16 protein-coding genes are annotated in these 21,769 nt (G+C 71.8%); 6 read left to right on the plus strand and 10 right to left on the minus strand.

The genetic code is table 11. The features are described 5' to 3' along the window. Positions 1 to 52: 52 nt before the first annotated feature. The 5 genes from AC6CKD_RS31880 to AC6CKD_RS31900 all read left to right on the plus strand — a co-directional run bounded on the left by AC6CKD_RS31880 (position 53) and on the right by AC6CKD_RS31900 (position 9,403). A complete protein-coding gene (locus tag AC6CKD_RS31880; RefSeq protein WP_498332221.1) occupies positions 53 to 1,717 on the plus strand; it encodes a PLL family lectin in 1,665 nt (554 codons plus the stop codon). 305 nt (positions 1,718 to 2,022) lie between these two features. Beyond that, complete coding sequence (locus tag AC6CKD_RS31885) at positions 2,023 to 2,496, plus strand: RICIN domain-containing protein (RefSeq protein WP_498332223.1); 474 nt, start codon at positions 2,023 to 2,025, stop codon at positions 2,494 to 2,496. A gap of 191 nt (positions 2,497 to 2,687) precedes the next feature. Continuing rightward, a complete protein-coding gene (locus tag AC6CKD_RS31890) occupies positions 2,688 to 4,715 on the plus strand; it encodes a protein kinase domain-containing protein (protein ID WP_498332225.1) in 2,028 nt (675 codons plus the stop codon). Between the two features lie 37 nt (positions 4,716 to 4,752). Next, positions 4,753 to 7,125: an outer membrane protein assembly factor BamB family protein gene (locus tag AC6CKD_RS31895; protein WP_498332226.1), complete on the plus strand. Its 2,373-nt coding sequence runs from the start codon at positions 4,753 to 4,755 to the stop codon at positions 7,123 to 7,125. Positions 7,126 to 7,216: 91 nt separating this feature from the next. Next, positions 7,217 to 9,403, plus strand: coding sequence for a serine/threonine protein kinase (locus AC6CKD_RS31900; RefSeq protein WP_498332228.1), 2,187 nt, complete (start codon positions 7,217 to 7,219; stop codon positions 9,401 to 9,403). 67 nt (positions 9,404 to 9,470) lie between these two features. Here the strand turns inward: AC6CKD_RS31900 and AC6CKD_RS31905 are convergent, their stop codons facing one another. Continuing rightward, positions 9,471 to 10,853, minus strand: coding sequence for a serine hydrolase domain-containing protein (locus tag AC6CKD_RS31905; RefSeq protein ID WP_498332230.1), 1,383 nt, complete (start codon positions 10,851 to 10,853; stop codon positions 9,471 to 9,473). Positions 10,854 to 11,213: 360 nt separating this feature from the next. On the opposite strand from AC6CKD_RS31905, the gene AC6CKD_RS31910 reads away from it, so the two are divergent. After that, entirely contained in the window at positions 11,214 to 11,954 is a 741-nt protein-coding gene (locus AC6CKD_RS31910; protein ID WP_498332232.1) for a hypothetical protein, read from the plus strand. A 72-nt stretch (positions 11,955 to 12,026) separates the two neighbouring features. On the opposite strand, the gene AC6CKD_RS31915 is transcribed toward AC6CKD_RS31910, so the two are convergent. The 9 genes from AC6CKD_RS31915 to AC6CKD_RS31955 form a co-directional block, all read right to left on the minus strand. Then, positions 12,027 to 13,511 (minus strand): non-reducing end alpha-L-arabinofuranosidase family hydrolase, encoded by a 1,485-nt coding sequence (locus AC6CKD_RS31915; protein ID WP_498332234.1) that lies wholly within the window; start codon positions 13,509 to 13,511, stop codon positions 12,027 to 12,029. Further along, positions 13,511 to 14,254 (minus strand): cupin domain-containing protein, encoded by a 744-nt coding sequence (locus AC6CKD_RS31920; protein WP_498332252.1) that lies wholly within the window; start codon positions 14,252 to 14,254, stop codon positions 13,511 to 13,513. Before AC6CKD_RS31920 ends, AC6CKD_RS31915 begins: the two co-directional genes overlap by 1 nt. Beyond that, the gene (locus AC6CKD_RS31925; RefSeq protein ID WP_498332236.1) at positions 14,251 to 15,111 is read right to left on the minus strand and encodes a DUF6807 domain-containing protein; all 861 of its coding nucleotides are present in this window, start codon (positions 15,109 to 15,111) and stop codon (positions 14,251 to 14,253) included. The genes AC6CKD_RS31920 and AC6CKD_RS31925 overlap by 4 nt, the downstream gene beginning before the upstream one ends. Continuing rightward, entirely contained in the window at positions 15,108 to 16,154 is a 1,047-nt protein-coding gene (locus AC6CKD_RS31930; RefSeq protein ID WP_498332238.1) for a Gfo/Idh/MocA family protein, read from the minus strand. The genes AC6CKD_RS31925 and AC6CKD_RS31930 overlap by 4 nt, the downstream gene beginning before the upstream one ends. After that, the gene (locus AC6CKD_RS31935; protein WP_498332239.1) at positions 16,151 to 17,203 is read right to left on the minus strand and encodes a glycoside hydrolase family 10 protein; all 1,053 of its coding nucleotides are present in this window, start codon (positions 17,201 to 17,203) and stop codon (positions 16,151 to 16,153) included. Before AC6CKD_RS31935 ends, AC6CKD_RS31930 begins: the two co-directional genes overlap by 4 nt. 48 nt (positions 17,204 to 17,251) lie before the next feature. Further along, complete coding sequence (locus AC6CKD_RS31940) at positions 17,252 to 18,499, minus strand: glycoside hydrolase family 30 protein (protein WP_498332240.1); 1,248 nt, start codon at positions 18,497 to 18,499, stop codon at positions 17,252 to 17,254. Positions 18,500 to 18,663: 164 nt separating this feature from the next. Next, positions 18,664 to 19,494 carry a carbohydrate ABC transporter permease gene (locus tag AC6CKD_RS31945; protein WP_498332241.1) on the minus strand — a complete coding sequence of 277 codons (831 nt, stop codon included), beginning with the start codon at positions 19,492 to 19,494 and terminating at the stop codon, positions 18,664 to 18,666. Next, a complete protein-coding gene (locus AC6CKD_RS31950; RefSeq protein ID WP_498332242.1) occupies positions 19,491 to 20,480 on the minus strand; it encodes a carbohydrate ABC transporter permease in 990 nt (329 codons plus the stop codon). Before AC6CKD_RS31950 ends, AC6CKD_RS31945 begins: the two co-directional genes overlap by 4 nt. Next, positions 20,473 to 21,765 carry an extracellular solute-binding protein gene (locus tag AC6CKD_RS31955; protein ID WP_498332254.1) on the minus strand — a complete coding sequence of 431 codons (1,293 nt, stop codon included), beginning with the start codon at positions 21,763 to 21,765 and terminating at the stop codon, positions 20,473 to 20,475. The genes AC6CKD_RS31950 and AC6CKD_RS31955 overlap by 8 nt, the downstream gene beginning before the upstream one ends. Positions 21,766 to 21,769: the final 4 nt, after the last annotated feature.

Genomic DNA, 21,769 nt, shown 5'->3' on the forward strand with positions numbered 1-21,769 from the left:
CCGAACGCCGAGCGGGTACCGCGCACTTCACTTCACGACGGAAGGGAACACCATGGCGATATCCGGCTTGTGCCGCATGTTCACCAGACTGGCCTTCGTGGTCGGCGTATGGGCGCTGGTCATCGGTATGACAGCCTCGATCGCCTCCGCCGCGCACGCTCCCGCTCCGGCGCCGGGCGGCGACCGCTCCGGCGTCTCGCGGTACTTCAGCGGCCCGCAGGGCTTCGCCATTCCGACCGTGCCGTGCGATGCGGCCGGCCCGTCGGCCGCCGACGGCATCATGGCCGACCAGCTCAACCCCCAGTTGCACGCGAAGATGGCCGGCTACATGGACGCCTACAAGGTGTCCTGCGCGCGGATGGTGACGCAGGCGGTGAAGGACCGGGGCCTGAACCAGAGGGCCGCGACCATCGCCATCGCCACGGTCATCGTGGAGTCCAGCCTCAACAACTACGCCCAGGCGGTCGACTACACCAGCCTCGGGCTGTTCCAGCAGCAGGACTGGTGGGGCAGCCGGGAGGAGCGTCTGGACCCGGTCTACGCCACCAACGCCTTCTTCGACGAGGTGGAACGGATGTATCCGGGCGGCTCGTGGAACAACGAGGCGATCGGAGAGGTGTGCTGGAACGTGCAGCGGCCGAGGGAGGACCTGCGCGGCCTGTACGCCATCGAGGCGGGCGACGCGGCACTCATCGCCAACGCCCTGTGGTCCGGTACGAACGCGGGCGGCCCCAAGCACCCGTACGCGTCGGGCCGGGTGACCACCGGGCGGTCCGCGGACGGGCGGCTGGAGGCCTTCGCCGCCGGCGCGGACGGCGTGTACCACGCGTGGCAGACCGCGGTGAACGGCGGCTGGTCGCAGTGGCGCTTCGAAGGGGGCCCGCGCAACGCGCAGTTGGCCGTGGCATCCAACGCGGACGGCCGACTCGAGGTGTTCGCGCTGTCGGACAGTACGTTCGAGCACATGTGGCAGACCGCTCCCGGCGGGAGTTGGTCGGCTTGGGGGAACTTCGGCGGCGGCGGGTACCGACTGGCGGCGGGCAACAACGCCGACGGCCGCATCGAGGTGTTCGCCTCCAACGCGACGGGAGTGTTCCACCGGTGGCAGACCGCGCCCAGCGGCGGCTGGGCCGGCTGGGAGGGCACCGGCGGCGGTCCGGCGAACTCCCGGCTCGCCATCGAGACCGCGGCCGACGGGCGCCTCGAGGTCTTCGCGCTCTCCGACTCGACCTTCGAGCACCTCTACCAGACCGGAGTCAACGGCGGCTGGTCCGCCTGGGAGAACTTCGGCGGCGGCGGACACGACCTGTCCGTCGGCTACAACCAGGACGGCAGGGTCGAGGTGTTCGCCTCCAATGCCAACGGCGTGTTCCACCGCTGGCAGACCAGCCCGACCTCGTGGTCGGAGTGGGCGGGCATGGGCGGCATCACCAACGCCGAGCTGACCGTCTCGCGGTCGGCCGACGGCCGGGTCGAGGTGTACGCGATCAACGCCAACGCCGCGAGCCACGCCTGGCAGACCCGCCCGAACGCCCCGTTCTCGGAGTGGGCGACCTTCGGTGGCGGCGGCACCGAGATCGCCGCGGGCACCAACGCCGACGGCCGCATCGAGGTCTTCGCCACCAGTCACGCCGGTGTCTACCACAAGTGGCAGACGGGCTTCGCCACGTGGTCGGAGTGGGCCTGGCTGAACGATGCCGGGCCGGCGGTGACCTAGTACTCCTGAAGGGTCTCGGCGTCTGACCTGCGGGTTTGGTCGGGCGCCGGATGGTGGCGGGGTGTCGTGTGGTCAGGGGCGGTCTCCGGTGCGCCGCCCCTCGACCGTGCGACATCGCCGCGTGGAGTGGCTGGGTGCGGGGCAGCTTCCCCTGGTGACCAGCGCGCGTGCGCCGACACCCACGCGCACCGTCTCGAACGCCGCTGTCACTCCGGATGGTTCCGGGTTCCCCGCCCCGTGCCCCGGCTCCTAGTTTGTGGTCCGCCAGTCCCACGGACACGAAGGAGACGACGGACCACATGCGCGTGACGAGAACGCTTCTGCTCGGCGGGGCCCTTGCCCTCGCCTTCCTCACCCCGGCGACCGGTGCCGTGGCCGCCACCTCCGGCCCTGCCGGTCCTGTCGGCCCGGCGAGGACGTACGACGCCGTCCAGTCGTTCCAGAACCAGGCCACGGGCCGGTGCATGGACGACACCGGCAACGGCTTCCGCACCTGGAGCTGCAACGGCTCCAATCCGCAGCAGTGGAACGTGCACGTCTGGGGTGACGGGACGCGCCAGTTGAAGAACATCAACACCGGCCGCTGCATCGAGGACACCAACAGCGGCTTCCGCACCGCGGTCTGCAACTCCAGCCCGGAGCAGAGCTGGTGGATCAAGGTCTGGGACGACGGAACCGTCCGCTTCCAGAACCAGCACACCTCGCGCTGCATCGACGACAGCTCCCAGGGCTTCCGTACCTGGGCGTGCAACAGCCTTCCGTACCAGAGCTGGTCCTGAGCCCGACGGGCGACGCAGGGCGGTGGCCGCAACCTGAACGACGCTGCCGCCGCCCCGGCCCTCGTTGACTGCGTCCCCCGCCCGGCCAACGGGGTTCGCCCACGCCGGCTGAGGCGACCCGCCCAGCCGGGGACGCGTCAACTTTGCCGATTCCAGCGATGCTTGACGGCCGCCCGCATACGATCAACGGCATGACACCAGTGATCGCCCCGCTGCCGGGCGGTACGCCCGCGCAGCTCGGAGGTCACCGGATCCTGGGGGTGCTCGGGGCCGGCGGCATGGGGACGGTCTACCTGGCCCGCCGCCGGGGGCGTCCGGTCGCCCTCAAGACCATCCGGCCCGAACTCTTCCGCGACGCGGACCTGCGCGAGCGTTTCACCCGCGAGGCCGCCGCCGCGGCGGCGGTCCGCAGTCCCTTCGTCGCCAACGTGCTCGACTCCTCGACCGCCGAGCAAGTGCCGTGGATCTCAGCCGAGTTCGTCCCCGGCGCGACCCTCGCCGCCGCCGTGCTGCGGCACGGACCACTGCCCGCGCCCGCCGTGCGGGCCCTCGCCGGGGCGCTCGGCCGGGCCCTGACGGCCCTGGGCGCGGCCGGAGTCGTACACCGCGACCTGAAGCCCTCGAACGTCATCCTCGGCGCCGACCGCCCCCGCGTCGTCGACTTCGGCATCGCCCGGGTGACCGGCGACGCCACTTTGACCGCGACCGGGCAGCGCCCCGGAACGCCCGGCTACATGTCGCCCGAACAGGTGGTGAAGGGCCCCCTCGGGCCTCCGAGCGACGTGTTCTGCCTCGGCGCGCTGCTCGTCTTCGCGCTGACCGGCCGGCACGCCTTCTACGACGGAGACCCGGTCCGCTCGGACTTCCGCATCGCCTACGACGCCCCCGACCTCACCGACGTTCCGGCCGAGCTGACGCCCGTGATCCGCGGCTGCCTCGAAAAGCAGCCGGAAGACCGGCCCGCCGCCGCGGAGGTGGCCGCCGAACTCGACCCGCAGGGCGCCGCCCTGCGCGCCGCCACCCGCTGGCTGCCGCCCACGGTACTCACCGACGCCGCCGAGATCGCACGGGCCGCAGCCGCCCTGGGCGGCGGCCCGTGGCAACCGACCCGGCGCAGGGTGCTCACCGGCGTCGGGGCCGCCGTGCTCCTCGCGGCGACCGGCGCCACCGCCCTGCGCACCCTCCAGGACGACGACGGCCCCGGCCGCACCCCCGCCCCCCGCTGGAGCGGCCCGCCCGGCACGGTGCCGGGGCCCCTGTGGTCGTACGACGGCGCCGCGGCGCGGCCGGCCTTCGGGCCGGTCGACGTCGACGGCCGGGTGTGCTTCGCGGACGGTGGCGGCGAGCTCCTCCTCCACGACCCGGTCTCGGGTGAGCGGCGTGGGCGCGGCCCGGTGGTGCGCGACCTCGTCGGCGGCCGCAGACCCGTCGCCCTCGACCCGGACGGCGCCCTGCTGTTCCTGGACCCCGGCAGCGGTACGGTCCGCCACCGCGCGCGCGACAGGGTGACCGCGCTGCTCGCCGCCGATCAGGACCAGGTGTACGTCCTCGACTCCGACGGCCGCCTGGCCGCGCTCGAGCGGGCGGACGGCGGGGTGCGCTGGCGCGTGCCCGTCCCCGTGTCGGGCGCGGTGCTCTCGGCGGCCGCCGGGTACGGGCGGCTGCTCCTGGCCTCCGCCGCCGACGGGGTGGTGGCCCTGTCCGCCGCCGACGGCGGCTCCGCGTGGCGGCGGCCCGCCGGCACCGACGGCTCGCGGACGGCCCTGTCCGCGCACGGAGTGCTGCTGGGCGGGGCCGGAGACCGGACGCTGACCTGCCTGGACCGGGAGCGCGGCGACCAGCTGTGGACCCTGCCCGCGGACGACAGCGCGGGCTTCGGCATGCCCACACCGGCCGGCGACAGCGTGTACGTCGCCGACGGCCGCCAGCTCCGGAGCATCGACGCGAAGACCGGGTCCCCAGCCTGGACGGTACTGGCGGCCGAGGAACTGGCGCAGGACCAGGCCCCGTTGGTGGCGGGATCCGGGATCTTCGCACCGCTGCGGACGCCCGAGCTCGGCATCCTCGTGGTGCACGGCGGGCTTGCGGCCGAACAGTACGTGTTCGCACCGGCCCCGGCCGGGGAGGTCCGGGCCGGCGTCGCCTGGCGGGGCGCGGTCGCCGGGGGCAGCGTCATCTGGCAGCGCGGCAGCGCGGTTCGCGCCCTGCCGGGCATGTGACCGGTCCTGAGCAAGGCCACGAGGTGAGGGGGAACGCATGGGAGGCGGACGTCTGGAGGAGGGCTTGCGCCCCGAGGACCCGCGGTCGGCCGGGCCGTACCGGTTGCTGGCCCGTTGGCCCGGCCCCCGGCCGGTTCCGCCGCGGGGCGGCATGTACGTCGGCCGCGACCGGGACCACGGGCACGCCGTGGTGTGCCTGCTGCCCCCGGCCGCCTACGAGGCCGCCGAGGCGCTGCACCGTGGGCCCGTGCCGGGAGTGCCGCACGTACTCGACCTGCGGACGGGGACCGAGCCCTCGTGGGTGGCCCTCGCGCACACCCCGGCCGTGTCCCTCTCCGACGTGGGGCGGCGGCCCGGGCCGGCGTCCGGGATCCTGCCCCTGGAACGATCGGTGCGGCTCGCCGCGGAGGTCGCCGACACCCTGGCCGCCCTGCACGCCCGGGGCATCAGCTACGGCGCCGTGGCACCCGAAGGCGTCTGGCTCACCACGGGCCGCCCGCTGCTGATGGCGCTGCACTCCTGCCGCACGCCGTCCGCGGCACCGCGCGAACCGGCACCGGAGCGTGGCCGGGGTGGCGGGCCGCGACCCGGAGCAGGGTTCGGGGGGCCCGCACCGCACAGCCGCGTGTCGACCGTGCCCGCCGCCTTCATGGCCCCGGAAGTGGCCGCGGGCCGGCCCTCCTCCACGGCCGCCGACGTGTACTCCCTGGCGGTGCTGCTGCTCCACACGGCCACCGGGCGGCTGCCCTTCGGAGACGGGCCGCCGCCCGTGCTGGCCTACCGCGCCCGCCACGACCGGCCCGAACTGCGCGACCTGCCGGGGGAGCTGGGCGAGGTGGTGGCCGCGATGCTGGCGGCCTCCCCGGCGGACCGCCCCACCGCCGCGGAGCTGTGCCGGACGCTGGCCCCCGGCGGGCACGACGCGGAGCGGACACCGGACCCGCTGCCCGGCCGGGTCGTCGCCGCACTGGCCGCACGCACGCAGGCGATCGCCGACCTGGAGATCGCCGATGCGGACGGGGACGCGGACGCGGACGCGAGCAGGGACGGGGACGGGGACAGGCATGCGGACGGCCGGGCCCCGGCGGACGCCGATGCGCACGAGCCCCCGCGCCCCGCCACCCTGGCAGCGACGCCCCCGGCCCCCGGCCCGGTTCCGGCCCCGACCACGCCCGACGCGCCCGCCCCGCCCACCCGCCGCCGGGTGTTGTCCGGCCTGCTGACGGGCGCGGCGGGAGCGGCCCTCGGCGTCTCCGGGACCCTCGCCTGGTCCGCCCTGACGCGCGAGGACAGCCGCACCGGGCCGTCCGCGGCGGGCGGCGGTTCCGGTACGGGCACCCGCGTGCCCGGCATGCCGCCGGCCGCCCTGTGGCGCGTGGACGACCCGACGGCCCGCACCCGGCTCCTCCCGGTGAGCAGCGCCGACCATTGCCTGATGACGCGCGGCGACGTCCTGTACGGGCACGACCTGCGCACCGGCAAGGAGGTGTGGCAGCTGCCGTCCGGCGGCAGCACCCCGCCCGTCCAAGTGCCCGGCGACCGCTTCTTGACGGCCACGCGCGAGGGACTGTCGCTCTGCTCGATGCGCGACGGCCGTACCCAGTGGCTCCAGCGCAACGAGCAGCTCGCGGGGGTGCTCGCCGCCGACGGCGCCACCGCGTGGCTGCTCGTGGGGGACGGGAGTCCGACGGGCGGGTACCTGCTGGCGGCGTTCGACCTGGACCACCGCAAGGAGCTGTGGCACAGCCCGCTGCCGAGCGGATTCGGCACCGCGCAACTCGCCACCACGGTCGGCCCCGAGACGGTCGTCGTGGAGGTACAGGTACCCCCGCAGATGTTCCGAGACGTCACGGCCGTCCGGACCCTCGCGATCGCGGGCTTCGAGCGGAGCAGCGGACGCATGCTCTGGAACCGCTCCTACGCCGACGTGCACGGCGGCCCGGCCTCCGTGGTGGACCCGGCGGGCGGAGGGCGGCTGTTCCTGCTCTCCCGCGGTCGCGCCCACGCCTACGACCTGAAGACCGGCACCCGGCTGTGGGAGTCGCAGGCCCTGGTCGCCGGGACCAACGCCCCGCCCCTCTTCAGTGGCGGCACCCTGTACCTGACCGACGACGGCACGGGCCCCATCGTCGCCGTCGACCCGGACACCGGCCGGACGCTGTGGGAGCAGACGCTCACCGAGAACCTGGCGTGGAACATGCTCGGGAGCATGACCGCGAGCGCCTCCGGACGCACCCTCTACCTCGCGACCCTGCACCAGGTCACCGCGACCGGCCTCCCCTCGGGCAAACGGCTGTGGCAGACGGGACTCGCGGGGGCGGAAGCCCGGGAACCGTTCCAACTCGCCGCGGTCCCCGGCACCCTGCTCGTCGCCCGGCCCTCCGCCGTCGTCGCCCTCCCGGCGGACTGACCCGGCGCCCTCATACCCACGGCCTCCGCCGTCGCCCGCCGACGCAAGCACGCACAGGTACGCCCGTCCGCCCCGAAGGAGTCCGCCGGTCATGTCAACGCTCCTGCCCCTGCTGCCCGACGATCCCGAACGGCTCGGGGAGTACACGCTCCTCGGTCGGCTGGGCGGCGGCGGCATGGGGACCGTCTTCCTGGCCCGCACCGCCGGTGGCCGCCTCGCCGCGGTCAAGACCATCCGGTCCGACCTGCGGGACCAGCCCGGCTACCGCCAGCGGCTGACGCTGGAGGCCGAGGCCGCGCGTGCCCTGGGAGCGGAGCACACCGCCGCCTTCCTCGGCGCCGACCCCGGTGCGGCGCGGCCCTGGCTCGCCACGGCATACCTCATCGGGCCCTCGCTGACCGAGGCGGTGGCGGCCGGGGGTCCGCTGCCCGAACCGGTCGTCCGCGGACTCGGCTCCGCGCTCGCCGCCGGCCTCGCCGCCCTGCACCGTGCCGGGCTCGTCCACCGGGACGTCAAGCCGTCGAACGTACTGATCACCGCGCAGGGCCCCCGCCTCATCGACTTCGGGCTCGCCCAGGCCCCGGGCAGCCCGCGCCTCACGGAGGCCGGGGGCCTCGCGGGCACTCCGGCGTACATGTCACCGGAGCAGGCGCGCGGGGGCCCACCCGGCCCGGAAGGCGACGTCTTCGCCCTCGCGGCGGTCCTGGTGTTCGCCGCGACGGGTCACGGACCCTACGAAGCCCGCGGCCGGCAGAGCACCCTCGAACTGCTGCGGGCCGGCGCCGACCCCGACCTGACGGGCCTGCCGGACGGGCTGCGCGAGACGCTCACCGCCTGCCTGTCGCCGGGGCCGGGCGACCGGCCCGCCCCCGGCCGACTGCGCGACGAGTGGGAGCCGTTCGACGCCGGGGAGTTCGCCGAACTGCTGCCCCAGACGCTCCTCGCCGACCTGTCCCGTCGGATCGGGGACGTCGCCGCCGTCGACGCCGCCCCGCTGCGCGCCCCCGCCCCGCGCCGCGCGCTCTCCCGCCGCACCCTGATCGCGGGCACGGCGGCCGCCGCGCTCGCCGCCGTGGGCGGCGGCGCCGCGGCGCTCTGGGCCACCGGAAACCTCCCCGGGTCGGGCCCTGGTTCGGGCTCCGGCTCCGGCTCCGGCTCGGGGAACCGTACGGCGTCGCCGGGCCCCGGCCGGAGCTCCCGCCCGCCCGGTACCCCTCCGGCCCCGCTGTGGTCGGTTCCGTCCCCGTTCTCCGCCACCCCGGCCGTCGCGTCCGACGAGGTCCTGATCCACACGAGCGACGTCCTGCGCGGCATCTCGACCGCCGACGGCCGGATCCTGTGGGAGACCCAGACCGCCACCGTCGATGTCGCGGTGGCAGGCGACAAGCTCGTCGGCTTCGTCTTCGACGACGACGGCACCGCGAGCGCGGGATACCTGGACCCGCGCACCGGCCACCTCCCCGCCGACGCGGCCAACCCGGCCGTCCTCGGCGATCTCGCCCAGACCACGCAGCTCCTGGCAGCGGACGCCGAATGCCTCTACCTCAAGGCGTACTTCAGATCCGGCGACCGGGAACAGCAGGAGCAGGCGTGGCTGCTCTCCTACGACCTGGACGCCCGGAAACTTCGCTGGCGCACGCGCGTCGAGGGCGCCGTCCTGGACTCGCTCGGCTCCCTCATGATGTCGTCGGTCATCTCCGGCGGCCGGTTGATCTGCTCGGATCCCGCACGCGTCTTCGCCGTCGACCTGCGCGACGGCCGCGTCCTGTGGGCCTGCCGGGTCCGCACCGACCAGGAGGCGGCGTCACCGGACCAGTCGGGAGGCATCAACCCCCCGGTCGCCTCGGACCGCCACGTCTTCGACTTCGAGGAACGGATCACGGCGGTGGACCTGGTGACGGGCGCGGTGGCCTGGAAGCTGGAGCCGGAGGGCACGAAGCTGCTGAGCGCACCCGTCTGCGCGAACGGCACCGTCTACGTCGCGGACGGGGCGTTCCAGGCCTTCGACGAGTCGACCGGGAAGAGGGTGTGGACCCACGACCCGGGCGCGTACGTCTCCATGCTGGCGGCGCCCGCCCCGTTCCGCGGGGAGCTCTACGCGGCGGTCGGCGGCGCCGGTCAGGCGGTCGTCGCGGTGGACGTCGCGGCCCGCAAGGTCGCGTGGACGATCGCCGCGGGCGCCGTGAACATGCCCGACGGCCCGACGATGATCGTCCAGCGCGGAAACCGGCTCTACCCCCAGACCGTCGACCGCCTCGCTGCCGTACCGCTCGATTGACATCCGCCGCGCCAACGGCAGACTCCGGCCGGGATCGGCCGGCAGACAAGCAGGCAGGCAGGCACTGTCAGGTGGTGCAGAATTCGGCGGCCAACAGGCCGTTCAGGCTGTACAGCTCCCAGAGCGGCCAGTCGCCGTTCATGTTGAGCACGACGGCGTGGCTGCCGTCCGCCGTGGAGTAGAGGTAGCTCAGCGAGCCGAATCCTCCGCCGTTGTGCCCGTACAGGACGACGGTGGAGCCGTTCTCGCAGGTGATCGTGCGGCGGGTGAGACCGAGTCCGTAGTCGGCCTGCACGGCCTTCCAGGGGCGGCTCGCGTACCAGTAGCCAGGTGTGGCCTTGTCGCCCGAACTGACCGTACTGATGGCTGGGTTGACGATGCACTCGGGCCAGGACCGGGCCGGGTCGCAGGGAACGCCGGGCAGTTGGGAGCCGGGCGTTCCCTGCGACCCGGTGGGGTTCAGGTCGGTCATCATCTGCGCGAGCTGCGCGGGGGGCAGGAGCCTGCCTCCGAGCAGGGCGCGGATGAAGGTCATCAGGTCACCGCTGGTCGACACGACGGCTCCGGCCGCTCCGCCGATGGACGGGTTCCAGTCGGCGGCCGGACGGGAAAGGTGGCCGAGCACCCCGCGCGGCCGCAGGTAGTTCGTGAAGAACTGGTCGTGGGGCGTCGGCAGGATGGCCGTGGATCCGGGGAGCACGGTGCGGGTGAGGCCGAGGGGCTGGATGACCCGGCGGGTGACCTCGTCGGCCCACGGGCGTCCGGTCACCCGCTCGATGACCATGCCGAGCAGGACGTAGTTGGTGTTGCTGTAGTGCATCCCGGCGCCCGGCGCGAACTGTGGTCCGTGGGAGGCGCCCTCGTCGGTGAGCTGCTGGGCGGAGTAGTCGGGAAGGTTGGGGAAACTGCTGCCGGCACTCGCCAGCACCCCCAGGTCACCGAGGTAGTCGAAGACGCCGCTGGAGTGCTGGAGCAGGTTCCGTACGCTGATGGGCGGGCTGCCGGGCGGCGGGTTGAAACACTGCCCGGTGCTCAGGTTGCAGCCCGCGGCGGGGTTGGTCTTCAAGACCGGGCCCAGCAGGCCGAACACGTCGTCGTCGAGGCTGAGCCTGCCCTCGGCGACGAGCTGGAGCACGGTTGTCGCGGTGAAGGTCTTGGTGATCGAGGCGGCCCGGAAGGGGCTGTCCGGATTGCGTACGGGGGTTCCCGCATCCGTGGCTGCGGTACCGGTCCAGGAGACGCCGTCCTCGTAGGTGCGGGCGATCAACCCGGGGATCCCGTCGCCGCCGGCGGCGGTCCCCGCCTCGGCGCGCATGGCGGCGAGCAGGGGTTCGTGGCTGTCGTGGGCGGCGGCCGGCGTGGACGACAGGCCCATGGTCACGGCCAGGACGGCCGCGGCGACCACCGCGAGGCGGCCCCGTGTGGTGCGTGTTCCGGGTATGCCTCTCATCGTTCTCCCCCGTGTCGACACCGCCGGGCGGTGCTGCCCGGCAGCGGCGAAACTACGCAGCGCCGGCCCACAAGGGAAGGGCCGCGGAGGGGGCCGGATCGGACACCGTCGGCCACGATCCCGCCCGACCCGGCTCCACCGATCCGGTGAGGCGGCCGGCGCCGGCGCCGGGCGAGGACGGGCCCGGTGACCACATCGCGTCCCGCAGCCCCGCCGGGCTCCGCCTCCGCGACCGGGTCCGGCGGGCGCCCGGACTGCGCCCGCCGCGGAGCGGACCTAAGCTGATCAGGTGACGGCCGTGTCGGAGGCGATGGCGATCGCGGATGCCATCCGGAGGCGGCCAGAGGGAGGTGAGGCCGGATGTCCGCACCCCGGACGACCACGGCCCGCTGCGCGGCCGCCGGAGCCGTCTGCTCGTTGATCTTTGTAGGCGCGGGAGCTGCCAGGGCCGATGACAACGGCATCGCCGACAAGAGCGCCCAGGCCATCGCGGACGCCTCTCGTGAGGCCATGTCCGGCGTCACGGCCATGCGCATGGTGGCCAAGGTGACCGACAAGTCGGGCACTACCGCTCTGGACCTCCGGTTCGACGAGGGCGGCAACTGCGTCGGCACCGTCACGCCTCCCGGCAGCTCGGGCACGGCCGACATCGTCAAACGCGGCGACGACGTGTGGATGAAGCTCGACGACGCCCTTCTGCGGGCCCAGATACCCGGCTCCGCGGCCGATGCCGCGATCGCGCTCGTCAACGGCCGCTACCTGCACGGCACTACGGGCAGCCCCCTGTTGCGGAACTTCGCCGAGTTGTGCGACCTGGGCTTCTTCAAGAAGGAGTTCTCTTCGAAACCGGCGAACGAACAGCTGGCCAAGGGATCGCGGACCGCCGTCGACGGCCGTCCGGCCATCACGGTCACGAGCCGGCGCGACGACGAGACGGGCACGTACCAGGTCTCCACCGAGGACAAGCCGTACCTCCTGCGGGTCCAGGGCACCGAAGCGCCCGGCAATCGGGTCGAGGCGTCCTTCTCCGCCTTCGACGAGCCCGTCCCGGCCGCGACCCCCGCGCCCGCAGACTCGGTCGACGTATCCCTGCTCCAGTAGCACGGAGGCCCCGGGGGAACTTGCGGGCGGGCTCGGCGTCGGGTCGCCGAGCCCGCCCCTCGTGTCACGCCGTCAGCGCTGCAGTGTCAGCAGAGCCGGCCGGTAGGGCCAGTGGCCGTATTCGCCGCCGGAGTTGGGGTCGCGTCCCTGGTAGAGGAACTGCAGGTTGCAGGGATCGACGGTGAAGGTCTGATCGGCGCTGGTACGGATCAGTTCGCCGTGGCTGATGTCGTTGGTCCAGGTGGCGCCGCTGTTGGCCTTGCCGGCGAAGGAGTTGCCCTCGGTCCCGGCCTGCGGTGTCCACGAGCCGTTCAGGCTGGTGGCCGTGAACGAGCGGAAGTAGCGGCCCTGCGAGCCCCTCGCCTCGACGAGCATGAGGTAGCGGTCCTGGCCCTGGAGCTTGTAGACCTGCGGGGCTTCGAACAGGTTGTCCGCCGTATCGCTCATGATCGTCGTGTAGTTCGAGCCGAAACTGCTCGGGAAGTTCCCGATCGGCATGCTGGCCCGGTAGATCTTGCCGTTGTCACCCGCGAAGAACAGGTACATGTTCGTGCCGTCGGCGATGAGCGTCTGGTCGATGGGGCCGGTGCTGGAGCCGGTGATGCTTCCGGTGAAGAGCACCTGCTGTGCGGACCAGCCATTGGGGTTGGAGGGGTCGCTCGACGTCCGGTAGGAGAAGGCGCTGCCGCCTCCCCACTGGTAGGCGAGCACCCAGATGTTCTTCGGTGCGAAGTAGAAGAGCGTCGGCGCGACGACGGAGTTCGACATCGTGTTCTGGCTGGCCGAGGCCATCTCCGACCAGTTGGTGAACAGGCCGAAGTTCATCGAACCCCAGCCCGCTCCCGTTCCCGCGGCGCCGTGCGTCGTCGCATAGACGAGCTGCTTGCCGTTGTAGGGGGCGACGGTGAAGTCCTTGAGCGAGGCCCACCCGGCCTTGGGCTGCGCCAGCGCGCCCGTCGAGTTCCAGCGGTACGTGGACGGAAGACCGCACGGGCCGGGGTTGCCGGCGCCGACCTTGACGAGCTGCCACTGCTGGTTGGTGCCGCCCCAGTCGTCGTACTGGACGACGTTCGCGTTGTCGGCGGTGGAGCCGCCTTGTACTTCGAGGGCCTTGCTGCTGTGACGCGCGATGAACCTCACGTGGCCGTCAGAGCTGTCGGCCAGCCGCCACTGCTGGTTGGTGCCGTTCGCGTCGGCCCACTGGACGATCGGGGCCCCGTTCGCCGTGGCCTTGTTCTGGACGTCCAGCACCTTGCCCGAGTGGCGGGACTTGATGCGGTAGTAGCCGCCGCCGGAGTCGACGAACTGCCACTGCTGCTGGTTCTGATCGTTCCTGGTCCACTGGGTGATGCGGGCGCCGTCGGTGGTCGCCAGGTTGTAGACGTCCAGGGCCTTGCCGCTGTTGCGGTTGACCAGCACGTACGAGGCATTGGTGTCGATGACCGGCGCCGCGCCGGCGGGCTGGACACTGAGGAAAGCGGCCAGGAGCAGCAAGGGCGCGAGGACGGCGAGCAGGCGTCGTCTCAGCTGGACCGGGGATGGATGGCGAAACCACATCAGAAGAGCTCCTTCGGGGGGCGGGGGTGAGGTGACCCCGACGGGCCGCGGAGCGGACGCCTTCGGGGGTCGGGGACGGTATAGGTGTGAAGGCGGCCGCACATGCCGAAGCGTTGGTGTGCCGGGCGCTCCAGGCGGGACACCGCGCCGTGGTCCAGGTGAGAGAGGTCTCCGGCCTTCAGCCGTTCCAGCTGCCGGCCGGTCGTGACGGCAGCGGCCATGGGGCCGTCGCGCCAGCGGATCCGCCAGGCGTCCAGGACGTCCTTCTTCAGACGGTGGGCCGCTATGTGGAACTCCGGCAGCCCGCCTTCGCGCAGGGCCAGGAAACCTTCGACCGCCAGGTCACGGCGGCGGCGCGCCACCGCGGAATGGTCGCCGGTCAGGGTTGCCGCCCTCCCGTAGGCGTGGGGATCGGCCAGGACGGGCGCGGGGAAGGTGAAGACGGCGTCGCCCGCCTCGGGAAGACCGTCGTTCTGCATGAGCACCACGAGGCGCAGGCCGCCGTCGTTGACGAGGCGGTGGATCGTGCCGGGGGTGAACCAGACGACGTCGCCGGGGTGCAGCGGGGTGTCGGCGAAGCCGGAGGTGGTGAGCGTCTGGACGCTGCCCGCGCCGCCGGTGACCACGTAGGCTTCGGAGCAGACGAGGTGCATGTGGGGCGTGCCGCCGCACAGCCCGTCGGCGGCCTCCCAGTCGTACACGGTCAACCCGGAGATCCCCACGCCGCCGGGGAACGGGGTCACCACGGGTGTTCCGCGACGTGGCGGGCCAGACGGCCGGGGGTCCAGGCGCCGTTGGCCACGACGATCCGGTAGCGGCGCGACAGGGTCGCGCCCGGTGCCAGCGGCAGTTCCTCGTCGAATGCCAGGGAGGGGTTGACGGCCGGGAAGGGCTCACTGCGGACGAACCAGTCGCAGGGGGCGTGCGGATCGTCCAGGAACAGGAGCGTGGAGGAGCGGTCGACCTCGTCGTGCGTGCCGGTGAAGGCCAGCCAGTCGCCCTGCTCGCCCATCGCGGGGCCGATCACGTCGCCGCCGGTGAAATCGCGCGGGCCGCGCCAGAACAGGCCGGAGTATCCGGCGAGCCTTCTGCCCTGTGTGCCGGGGCTGCCGAACAGCAGACCGGCGCCCCTGACGTTGGTCAGTGCGGTGGTGACGTCCAGGGTCCAGGAGTCGGACTCGACGTCGCGGGCGGTCAGCGTGCGGCGCTCGTCGATCCAGTGCTCCCCCGCCATCGTGTACCAGGCCAGGGCTTCGGTGATCGCGGCGCGGCCGTGGCCCGTCTCGGCGGCCACGGCGAGGCTGCGCATGGTGCCGAGGTTCGGCAGGTCCACGTAGCCCTGGCCGCGCAGGTAGGTGCCGCCGCCCCAGAAGTTGTGCCCCGAGAGCCACGACGCCGTGATCTGGACGCCCTTGTGCCAGCGGTGGTCGTGCGGCCGGTACCCGGTGACCACGTCGCCGGCGAGCGTGCGCACCGGATGGAGGTAGGGCTTCGGCGCCTCGAAGGGGTCCATGACCGGCCGGTGCACGTACCGGAAGAGGTCGACGCCGCGAGCTCGGACGGTCAGCGAGTCCTCGTCCTCGATGAGTTCGAAGGTCATCGGAACACCTCCGGGCGGCCTCCGTTGAGCGAACCGTAGAACGGGTCTGCCGGGCCGGTCTCTCCGCGCCGGACCGGCACGCCGGTGATCGCGGCCTTGTACAGGGCGGTGACCAGTTCCATGGTGGGCCTGCCGAGGTCGGGCCGGATCCCCGCCTCGTAGTCGTCCAGGAAGGCCGCGAGCTGGGCCGTGTGCGAGCTGGGCAGGTCGTCCGGCGGCTCCCACTTCACGCTCTTCGAGCTGGTGGTGAACGTCCAGTCGGCGTTGGAGTAGCCGTACAGATGGCGCAGTTCGACCGTGGCGTCGGTGAGATCGAACCGCAGGTAGCTCTCCTCGCGCGGGGAAAGGACGCTGTTGACGACCGTCGCCATGGCTCCGTTCTCGAACCGGACCAGGGCCGCGGACACGTCCTCGGTCTGGACGTCGCGTGCGAGGCGGCCGGCCATGGCGCGTACCTCGGCCCATTCGCCGAGCACCGCGAGCATCAGGTCCATCTGGTGGATGCCGTGGCCCAGCGTCGGGCCGCCGCCCTCGCTCTCCCAGGTGCCGCGCCAGGGCGCCTCGTAGTAGGCGTCGTCGCGGTACCACGCCGTGACGCACTGCGCGACCAGAGGGCGGCCCAGCGTGCCGGTCACGATCCGGTCGCGCAGGTACCGGACCCCCGACCCGTACCTGTGCTGGAACACCGCGCCCGCTTGGGCGGCCCCCTCGGCGGCGCGGATCCGGTCGAGCTCGGCCAGGGACAGCGCCACCGGCTTCTCGCACCACACCCACGCGCCCGACTCCAGGCAGGCCACGGCTTGGTCGGCGTGCAGGAACGGAGGCGTGCACAGGTGCACGAGATCCGGGCTCTGCTCCTGGAGCATGGTGTGCAGGTCGGTGTAGACCGCGGGAATGCCGTGTTCGGCCGCGAAGGCCTCGGCGCGCGCGGCGTCCACGTCGACGGCGGCCACGATCTCGGCCCGGTGCGCCTGTGCCCGGAGGGCGGGAACGTGGCAGATGCCGGCGATCCCGCCCGTTCCGACGATCGCCGTCCTGATCATCCGCCCAGCACCTTCCTGATCGAGTGATAGGCGGGCTTGGGCACCAGGTTCTCGTCGTAGGGCAGCGCCGCGCCCTCGCCGGGGAAGACGGAGGGGATCCACGAGTACTTGTCCGTGTAGTCCCAGATGGTGATGCCGACGCATTTCTCGACCGCCAGGCAGGCCTTGACGTAGTCGGCGTACCAGGTGGCCTGCGTGGCGAGCTTTTCCGGGGTCGCGGGGAGGTTCATGCGGATGTCGAGCTCGGTGATCGCGACCTCGACCCCGAGGTCGGCGAAGCGCTGCATGTTCTGCTGGACGTCGGTGGGGAAGCCGTACTGGAGCGCCAGATGGCCCTGAATGCCGAAGCCCTCGACCGGAACGCCGTCGGCCTTCAACTGCTTGATCAGGGTGTAATAGGCATCGCTCTTGGGGCCGATCCAGTCGACGTTGTAGTCGTTGAGGTACAGCTTGGCGTGCCGGTCGGCCTCGTGGGCCCAGCGCAGGGCATCGGCGATGTAGCCGGGGCCGAGCGTCTTGTAGAAGAGCGACTCGCGGTAGGTGCCGTCTTCGTTGAAGGCCTCGTTGACGACGTCCCAGTGGATCACCTGGCCCTTGAAGTGCCGGACCTGCGTCTGTATGTGGTTCTTGAGGACGGCGCGCAGTTCGTCGGCGGTCCAGGCGCGCTCGGTGAGCCAGGCGGGGAGCTGGTTGTGCCAGATGAGGGTGTGGCCGCGGACCTTCTGGTGGTGGGCCTTGGCGAACGAGACGACCTCGTCGGCGGCGGTGAAGTCGAAGACGCCGCGCTCGGGTTCGGTGGCGTACCACTTCATGGCGTTGCCGGGGGTGGTCTGCCCGAATTCGCTGCCGAGGAGCTTCAGATAGGGGGCGTCGGTGAACTCGGGGTTGTCGGTGGCGGAGCCGAAGTACTTGTGGTGCTTCTTGGCCAGTTCGCCGAGCGTCCTGGGGCGGGGCTCGGCGGCCGCGGGCGCCACGGCGAGGCCGGCCGCCAGGCAGACGGCAGCGGACAGAGCGGTGAGGATCCGGGACGTGGACCTGGGAATGGGCATGACGGACTACTCCTCGGTGATGGTCGGTTCAGGTCTGTTGAGGTCTGTTCAGTCGAGGACGATCGTCGTGAGCGCGCGCGGGGCGAGCGTCGCCCTGAGGGTCGTGCCGTGGGTGGAGACGATGTCGGCCGGGGTGATCGAGCGGGTCTCGTCGGTGACGAAGCCCTCGGGGCGGCGGTCATGGCCGCCGCGGAGGGAGAACCCGGCGGTGCTTTCGGTGGTCGCGGTGTTGAGGATCTCGATCACGCGGCTGCCGTCGGTGTTGCGGAAGGCCGTGATCCGCAGTGCCTGGCCGGCGTTCGTGACCGGCACGCGGACGGCGCCGGGGCGGATGAACCGGCTGAAGGCGGCCAGCGCCCAGTACCGCTTGGACACCCGGTAGTCGTCACCGGGGTTGGCGAGCTGGATGAGCCCTCGGGTCGCGCCGAGGGAGGCGCCGGTCCAGTAGACGTAGGCATTGGCGTTGCCGAAGGTCAGGGTGTTCTGGATGTCGGCCGCGACGGTGAGACCGTCGTAGCCGCTGCCGTCGTCCCAGTTCTCGTTCCAGGTGGCGCCGTCCGGCGACCATTCAGACATCCACACGTGCTTGCCGGTCGGCTGCGCCACCTCGGTCGGACCGCTGTAGCGGTGGCCGGTGATGGTCCTTACGGCCTTGGCTGCCGCGGGGTCCGCCTCGATGGCCTCGGTGTAGGCGACCTGTCGGTCCCAGCCCGCGGCGTCGCAGCAGACCACCCCGGTCTTCAGCCCGGACGCGCGGACGGTCGGCCCGAGGACCTTGAGGAAGTCGACGGCCTGCTGCGGGGTGAACCGCATCGAGGCGTAGGTCGCCGTCCAGTCGGGTTCGTTGGTGAACCCGAGGTCGGTGATCCCGATGCCCTCCTGCCGGTAGAACTTCGCGTACTGGACGAGGTAGTTCGCGTAGGCCTGACGCCATTCGGGCCGCAGCTCGCCGCCGTCGTTCTCGCTTCCGTTGGTCTTCATGAAGGCCGGGGCGCTCCAGGCGTCGGCGAAGAAGCGCGTGACGCCGTACTCCTTGGCCTCCTTGGCGAGCCAGACCTGACCGCCGTCCCGGCCGTCCCAGACGTACTTCGGCGTGGCCTGCGGGCCGCCGGTATCGGCCGGCAGGATCGTCGGCATGTGGTCGTAGACCCTGTCGGTCGACGACCCGATGCCCAGGCGCAGGATCGAAAGGCCCGCGCCCTTGTCCTTGCTGAGCAGCAGGTCGAGCACCTCGCGCTGCTTGGCCGGGCTGAGGCCGCGTGCGCCGTGCAGCAGGTCGGCCCGCTGGAACGCCATCGAGAAGCCGAATCCGTCTATGGGCTGGAGCTCGGCGCGGAAGTCGATGGCGGGGTGCGCGGGGGGCGGCCGCGGCCTGGCTTGTTAGCGCTAACAAAGTTGCGGTCAATGCGATCAGGCGTTTCACGGGGGTCTCCTTGGGGGTGGAGGTCGCGCGGGACGGGTCAGCCCTTGGTGGCGCCCGCGGTCAGTCCGCCGATCAACTGCCGTTCGGCGACGGCGTAGAAGGCGAGGGCGGGGACCATGGCGAGCACGATGTAGGCGAGGACGAGCGCGTAGTCGGTCGAGTACTGGCCCTGGAACTGCTGGACGCCGACCGGGATCGTCTGCCACTGGGGGTCGTTGAACACCAGGAGCGGCAGGAAGAAGTTGTTCCAGCTCGCGACGATCGCGAGTACCGAGACCGTGCCGAGCGCCGGACGCGCCATCGGCAGCAGGATCTTCCAGAAGAAGCGGAACTTTCCGCAGCCGTCCATGACGGCCGCCTCCTCGACCTCTGCCGGGATGGTCCGGAAGAAGCCGCGCAGAATGATGATCGTCATGGGGAGGCCGAAGGCCGCCTGCGGGAGGATCACTCCGAGCGGGTTGTCGAGCAGGTCGAAGTTGCGCAGCAGCAGGAACAGCGGCAGGACGGCCACCGCGAACGGGAACATCAGCCCGATCGTGAACAGCGTGTAGAACAACTCCCTGCCCCGGAACGCGTAGCGGGCCAGGACGAACGCCGCCATCGCCGAGACCGCCACCGTGCAGAATGCCGTGCCGATCGCGATGCCCGCACTGTTGGCGATCTGCCGCCAGAACATTCCGTCACCGAGGATGCTGGTGTAATTGCCGGTCTTCCAGTGCTCCGGCAGCCCGAACGGGTTGGTCGTCAGCTCGCCGGTGCTCTTGAACCCGGAGATCACCGCGTAGACCAGCGGCACGACGACGAACGCGCCGATCAGCCAGACCACGGCGTGCAGCGACAGGCCGCGTGCCGCTTTGCGGGCGTTCATCGGCCACCTCCCGTGGTGACGGCCCCGCTCAGGTCACGGCGCAGGACGTACCGCTGGTAGAAGAGGGAGAAGACAAGGCTGATCATGAACAGCACCACGCTGATCGCACTGGCGTAGCCGACCTGGTAGCGCTTGAACCCGAATTGGAACATCGAGATCGCCATCGTCTCGGAGGAGTGGTTGGGCCCGCCCGCGGTCATGACCCAGACGAGGTCGAAGAGCTGGATGGCACCGATGACCGAAAGGAAGACGCTGATCCGGATCGTCGGGCCGAGCAACGGCAACGTCACGTGCCGGAAGCGCTGCCAGGCGCCGGCGCCGTCGATGGAGGCGGCCTCGAGGATCTCGCCCGGGATGCTCTGCAGCCCGGCGAGGAACAGCATCATGTGGAACCCGAAGTACTTCCAGGTCATGACCACGAACAGGGTCGGCATGACCGTCGAGGGATCGGCGAGCCACTTGCCCTGCAGTCCCTCCAGGCCGAGGGCGCCCGCGAGATGGTCGGCCATCCCGCCACCGGGAAGGAAGATCATCGTGAAGAGGACCGCCGTGACCACTTCGGACAGGATGTACGGCGCGAAGAACAGCATCCGGTAGACGGCCCGGCCGCGCAGCCTCTGGTTGAGCAGGACGGCGGTGAACAGCGCGAACGGCAACTGCACCGTGACCGACAGCGTGATCAGGTACAGCCCGCGCCCCAGATCGCCGAGGAAGACCTGATCCCGGAAGAGGGCGGCGTAGTTCCCGAAGCCGACGAAGTCCTCCAGGGGGCCGACCCCGCCCCACTTGAAGAAGCCGGTGTAGACGGCGACCGCGATCGGGGCGAGGACGAAGACGAGGAAGAGGACCAGAGCCGGGACGAGGAACCAGGCGACCGACGCCCAGCTCCCCAAGCCGCGCAGGCGCGACCGTGCCGGGGCGGGCGGGCGCACCGGCACGGCGTCCCGCGCCCGCTCCTTGGTCAGGGTGGACACGGAGCTAGGCACCCTTCGCAGCCGCGGTTATCGACTGGGTGACCTGCTCGGGCGTCTTCTTGCCCGCGATGAGGTCGGCGACGCTGTCGTTGACCTCCTGGCCGACCGCCGGCGGGTAGGCCTGGTCGAGGAAGAGCTGGAAGCCCGTCGCCTTGACCAGACTGTCGGCCACCACCTTCCTGTTGGGGTCGGTGAGCTGGCTCTCCGCGCCCTTGACCACCGGCAGGTAGCCGTTGGACGCCAGCAGCTTGGCCTCGTTCTCCAGAACGAAGAACTTCAGGAAGTCCAGTGCCTCCTTCGGGGCGCCCTTGCGCAGCGCGAAGCCGCCGCCTCCGCCGAACACCTCGGTGACCAGGCCGACACCCCCGTCGACCGTCGGGAAGGGGAAGAAGCCCAGGTCCGCTCCGAGGTCGGCGCCCGCGTCCTTCTGCACCGACGGTCCCCACTGCCCCATCAGCTCCATGGCGGCCTTGCCGTTGCCCATGGTCGCGGCCTGGCCGCCGGGAGTGGCGTAGCCGGCGCCGAGGAAGGCGGTCTGGAACGGCTGGAGGTCGACCAGCTCCTTGAGGTGGGCGCCTGCCTGTACGAAGCCGGCGCCGGTGAAGTCCTTGGTCGTCGCGGCCTGCTGCAGCGCGGGGAGGCCCGCGACGCGCATCGCGAGGTAGGCCCAGTAGTAGTGGCCCGGCCATTTCTCCTTGCCGGCAAGGGCGATCGGAGTGATGCCCGCCGCCTTGAGCTTCTTGACGTCTTCCAGGAACTCGGCCCAGGTGGCCGGCGGAGCGGTGATCCCGGCCGCGGCGAAGAGCTTCTTGTTGTACCAGAAGCCGACCATGCCGACGTCGTAGGGCACCGCGTAGGTCCGGCCCTCGAACTGATAGGCCTGCAGCGAGACCGGGGTGAGCTCGGACGACCAGCCGAGCACGTCGGTGAGGTCCTCGACCAGCCCCGCGTCGACCTGCTGCCGCAGCACGCCGCCGCCCCAGGTCTGGAAGACGTCGGGGAGCTTTCCCGACGAGGTGGTGGCGGTCAGCTTGGACTTGAACGCCTCGTTCTCCAACGAGGTCGTCTTGATCGTGATGTTCGGGTGGGCGGCCGTGAACGCCGAGGAGATCTCCGGGAAGAGGGACTTCCCCGGTTCCGTCGTGGCGATGTTCCACCACGCGAAGGTCACCTTGCCGTCGGCCGTCGGCCTCGAGCCGGTGTCCCCGCCGCCACAGGCCGCGGTCAGCGAGACGGACAGAGCGGTCAGGCCCGAGAGCGCGAGGAAGCTTCGTCGGCTCGGGGGTGTGCTGGCCATGGGA

The organism is Streptomyces sp. GQ60, assembly GCF_059758875.1.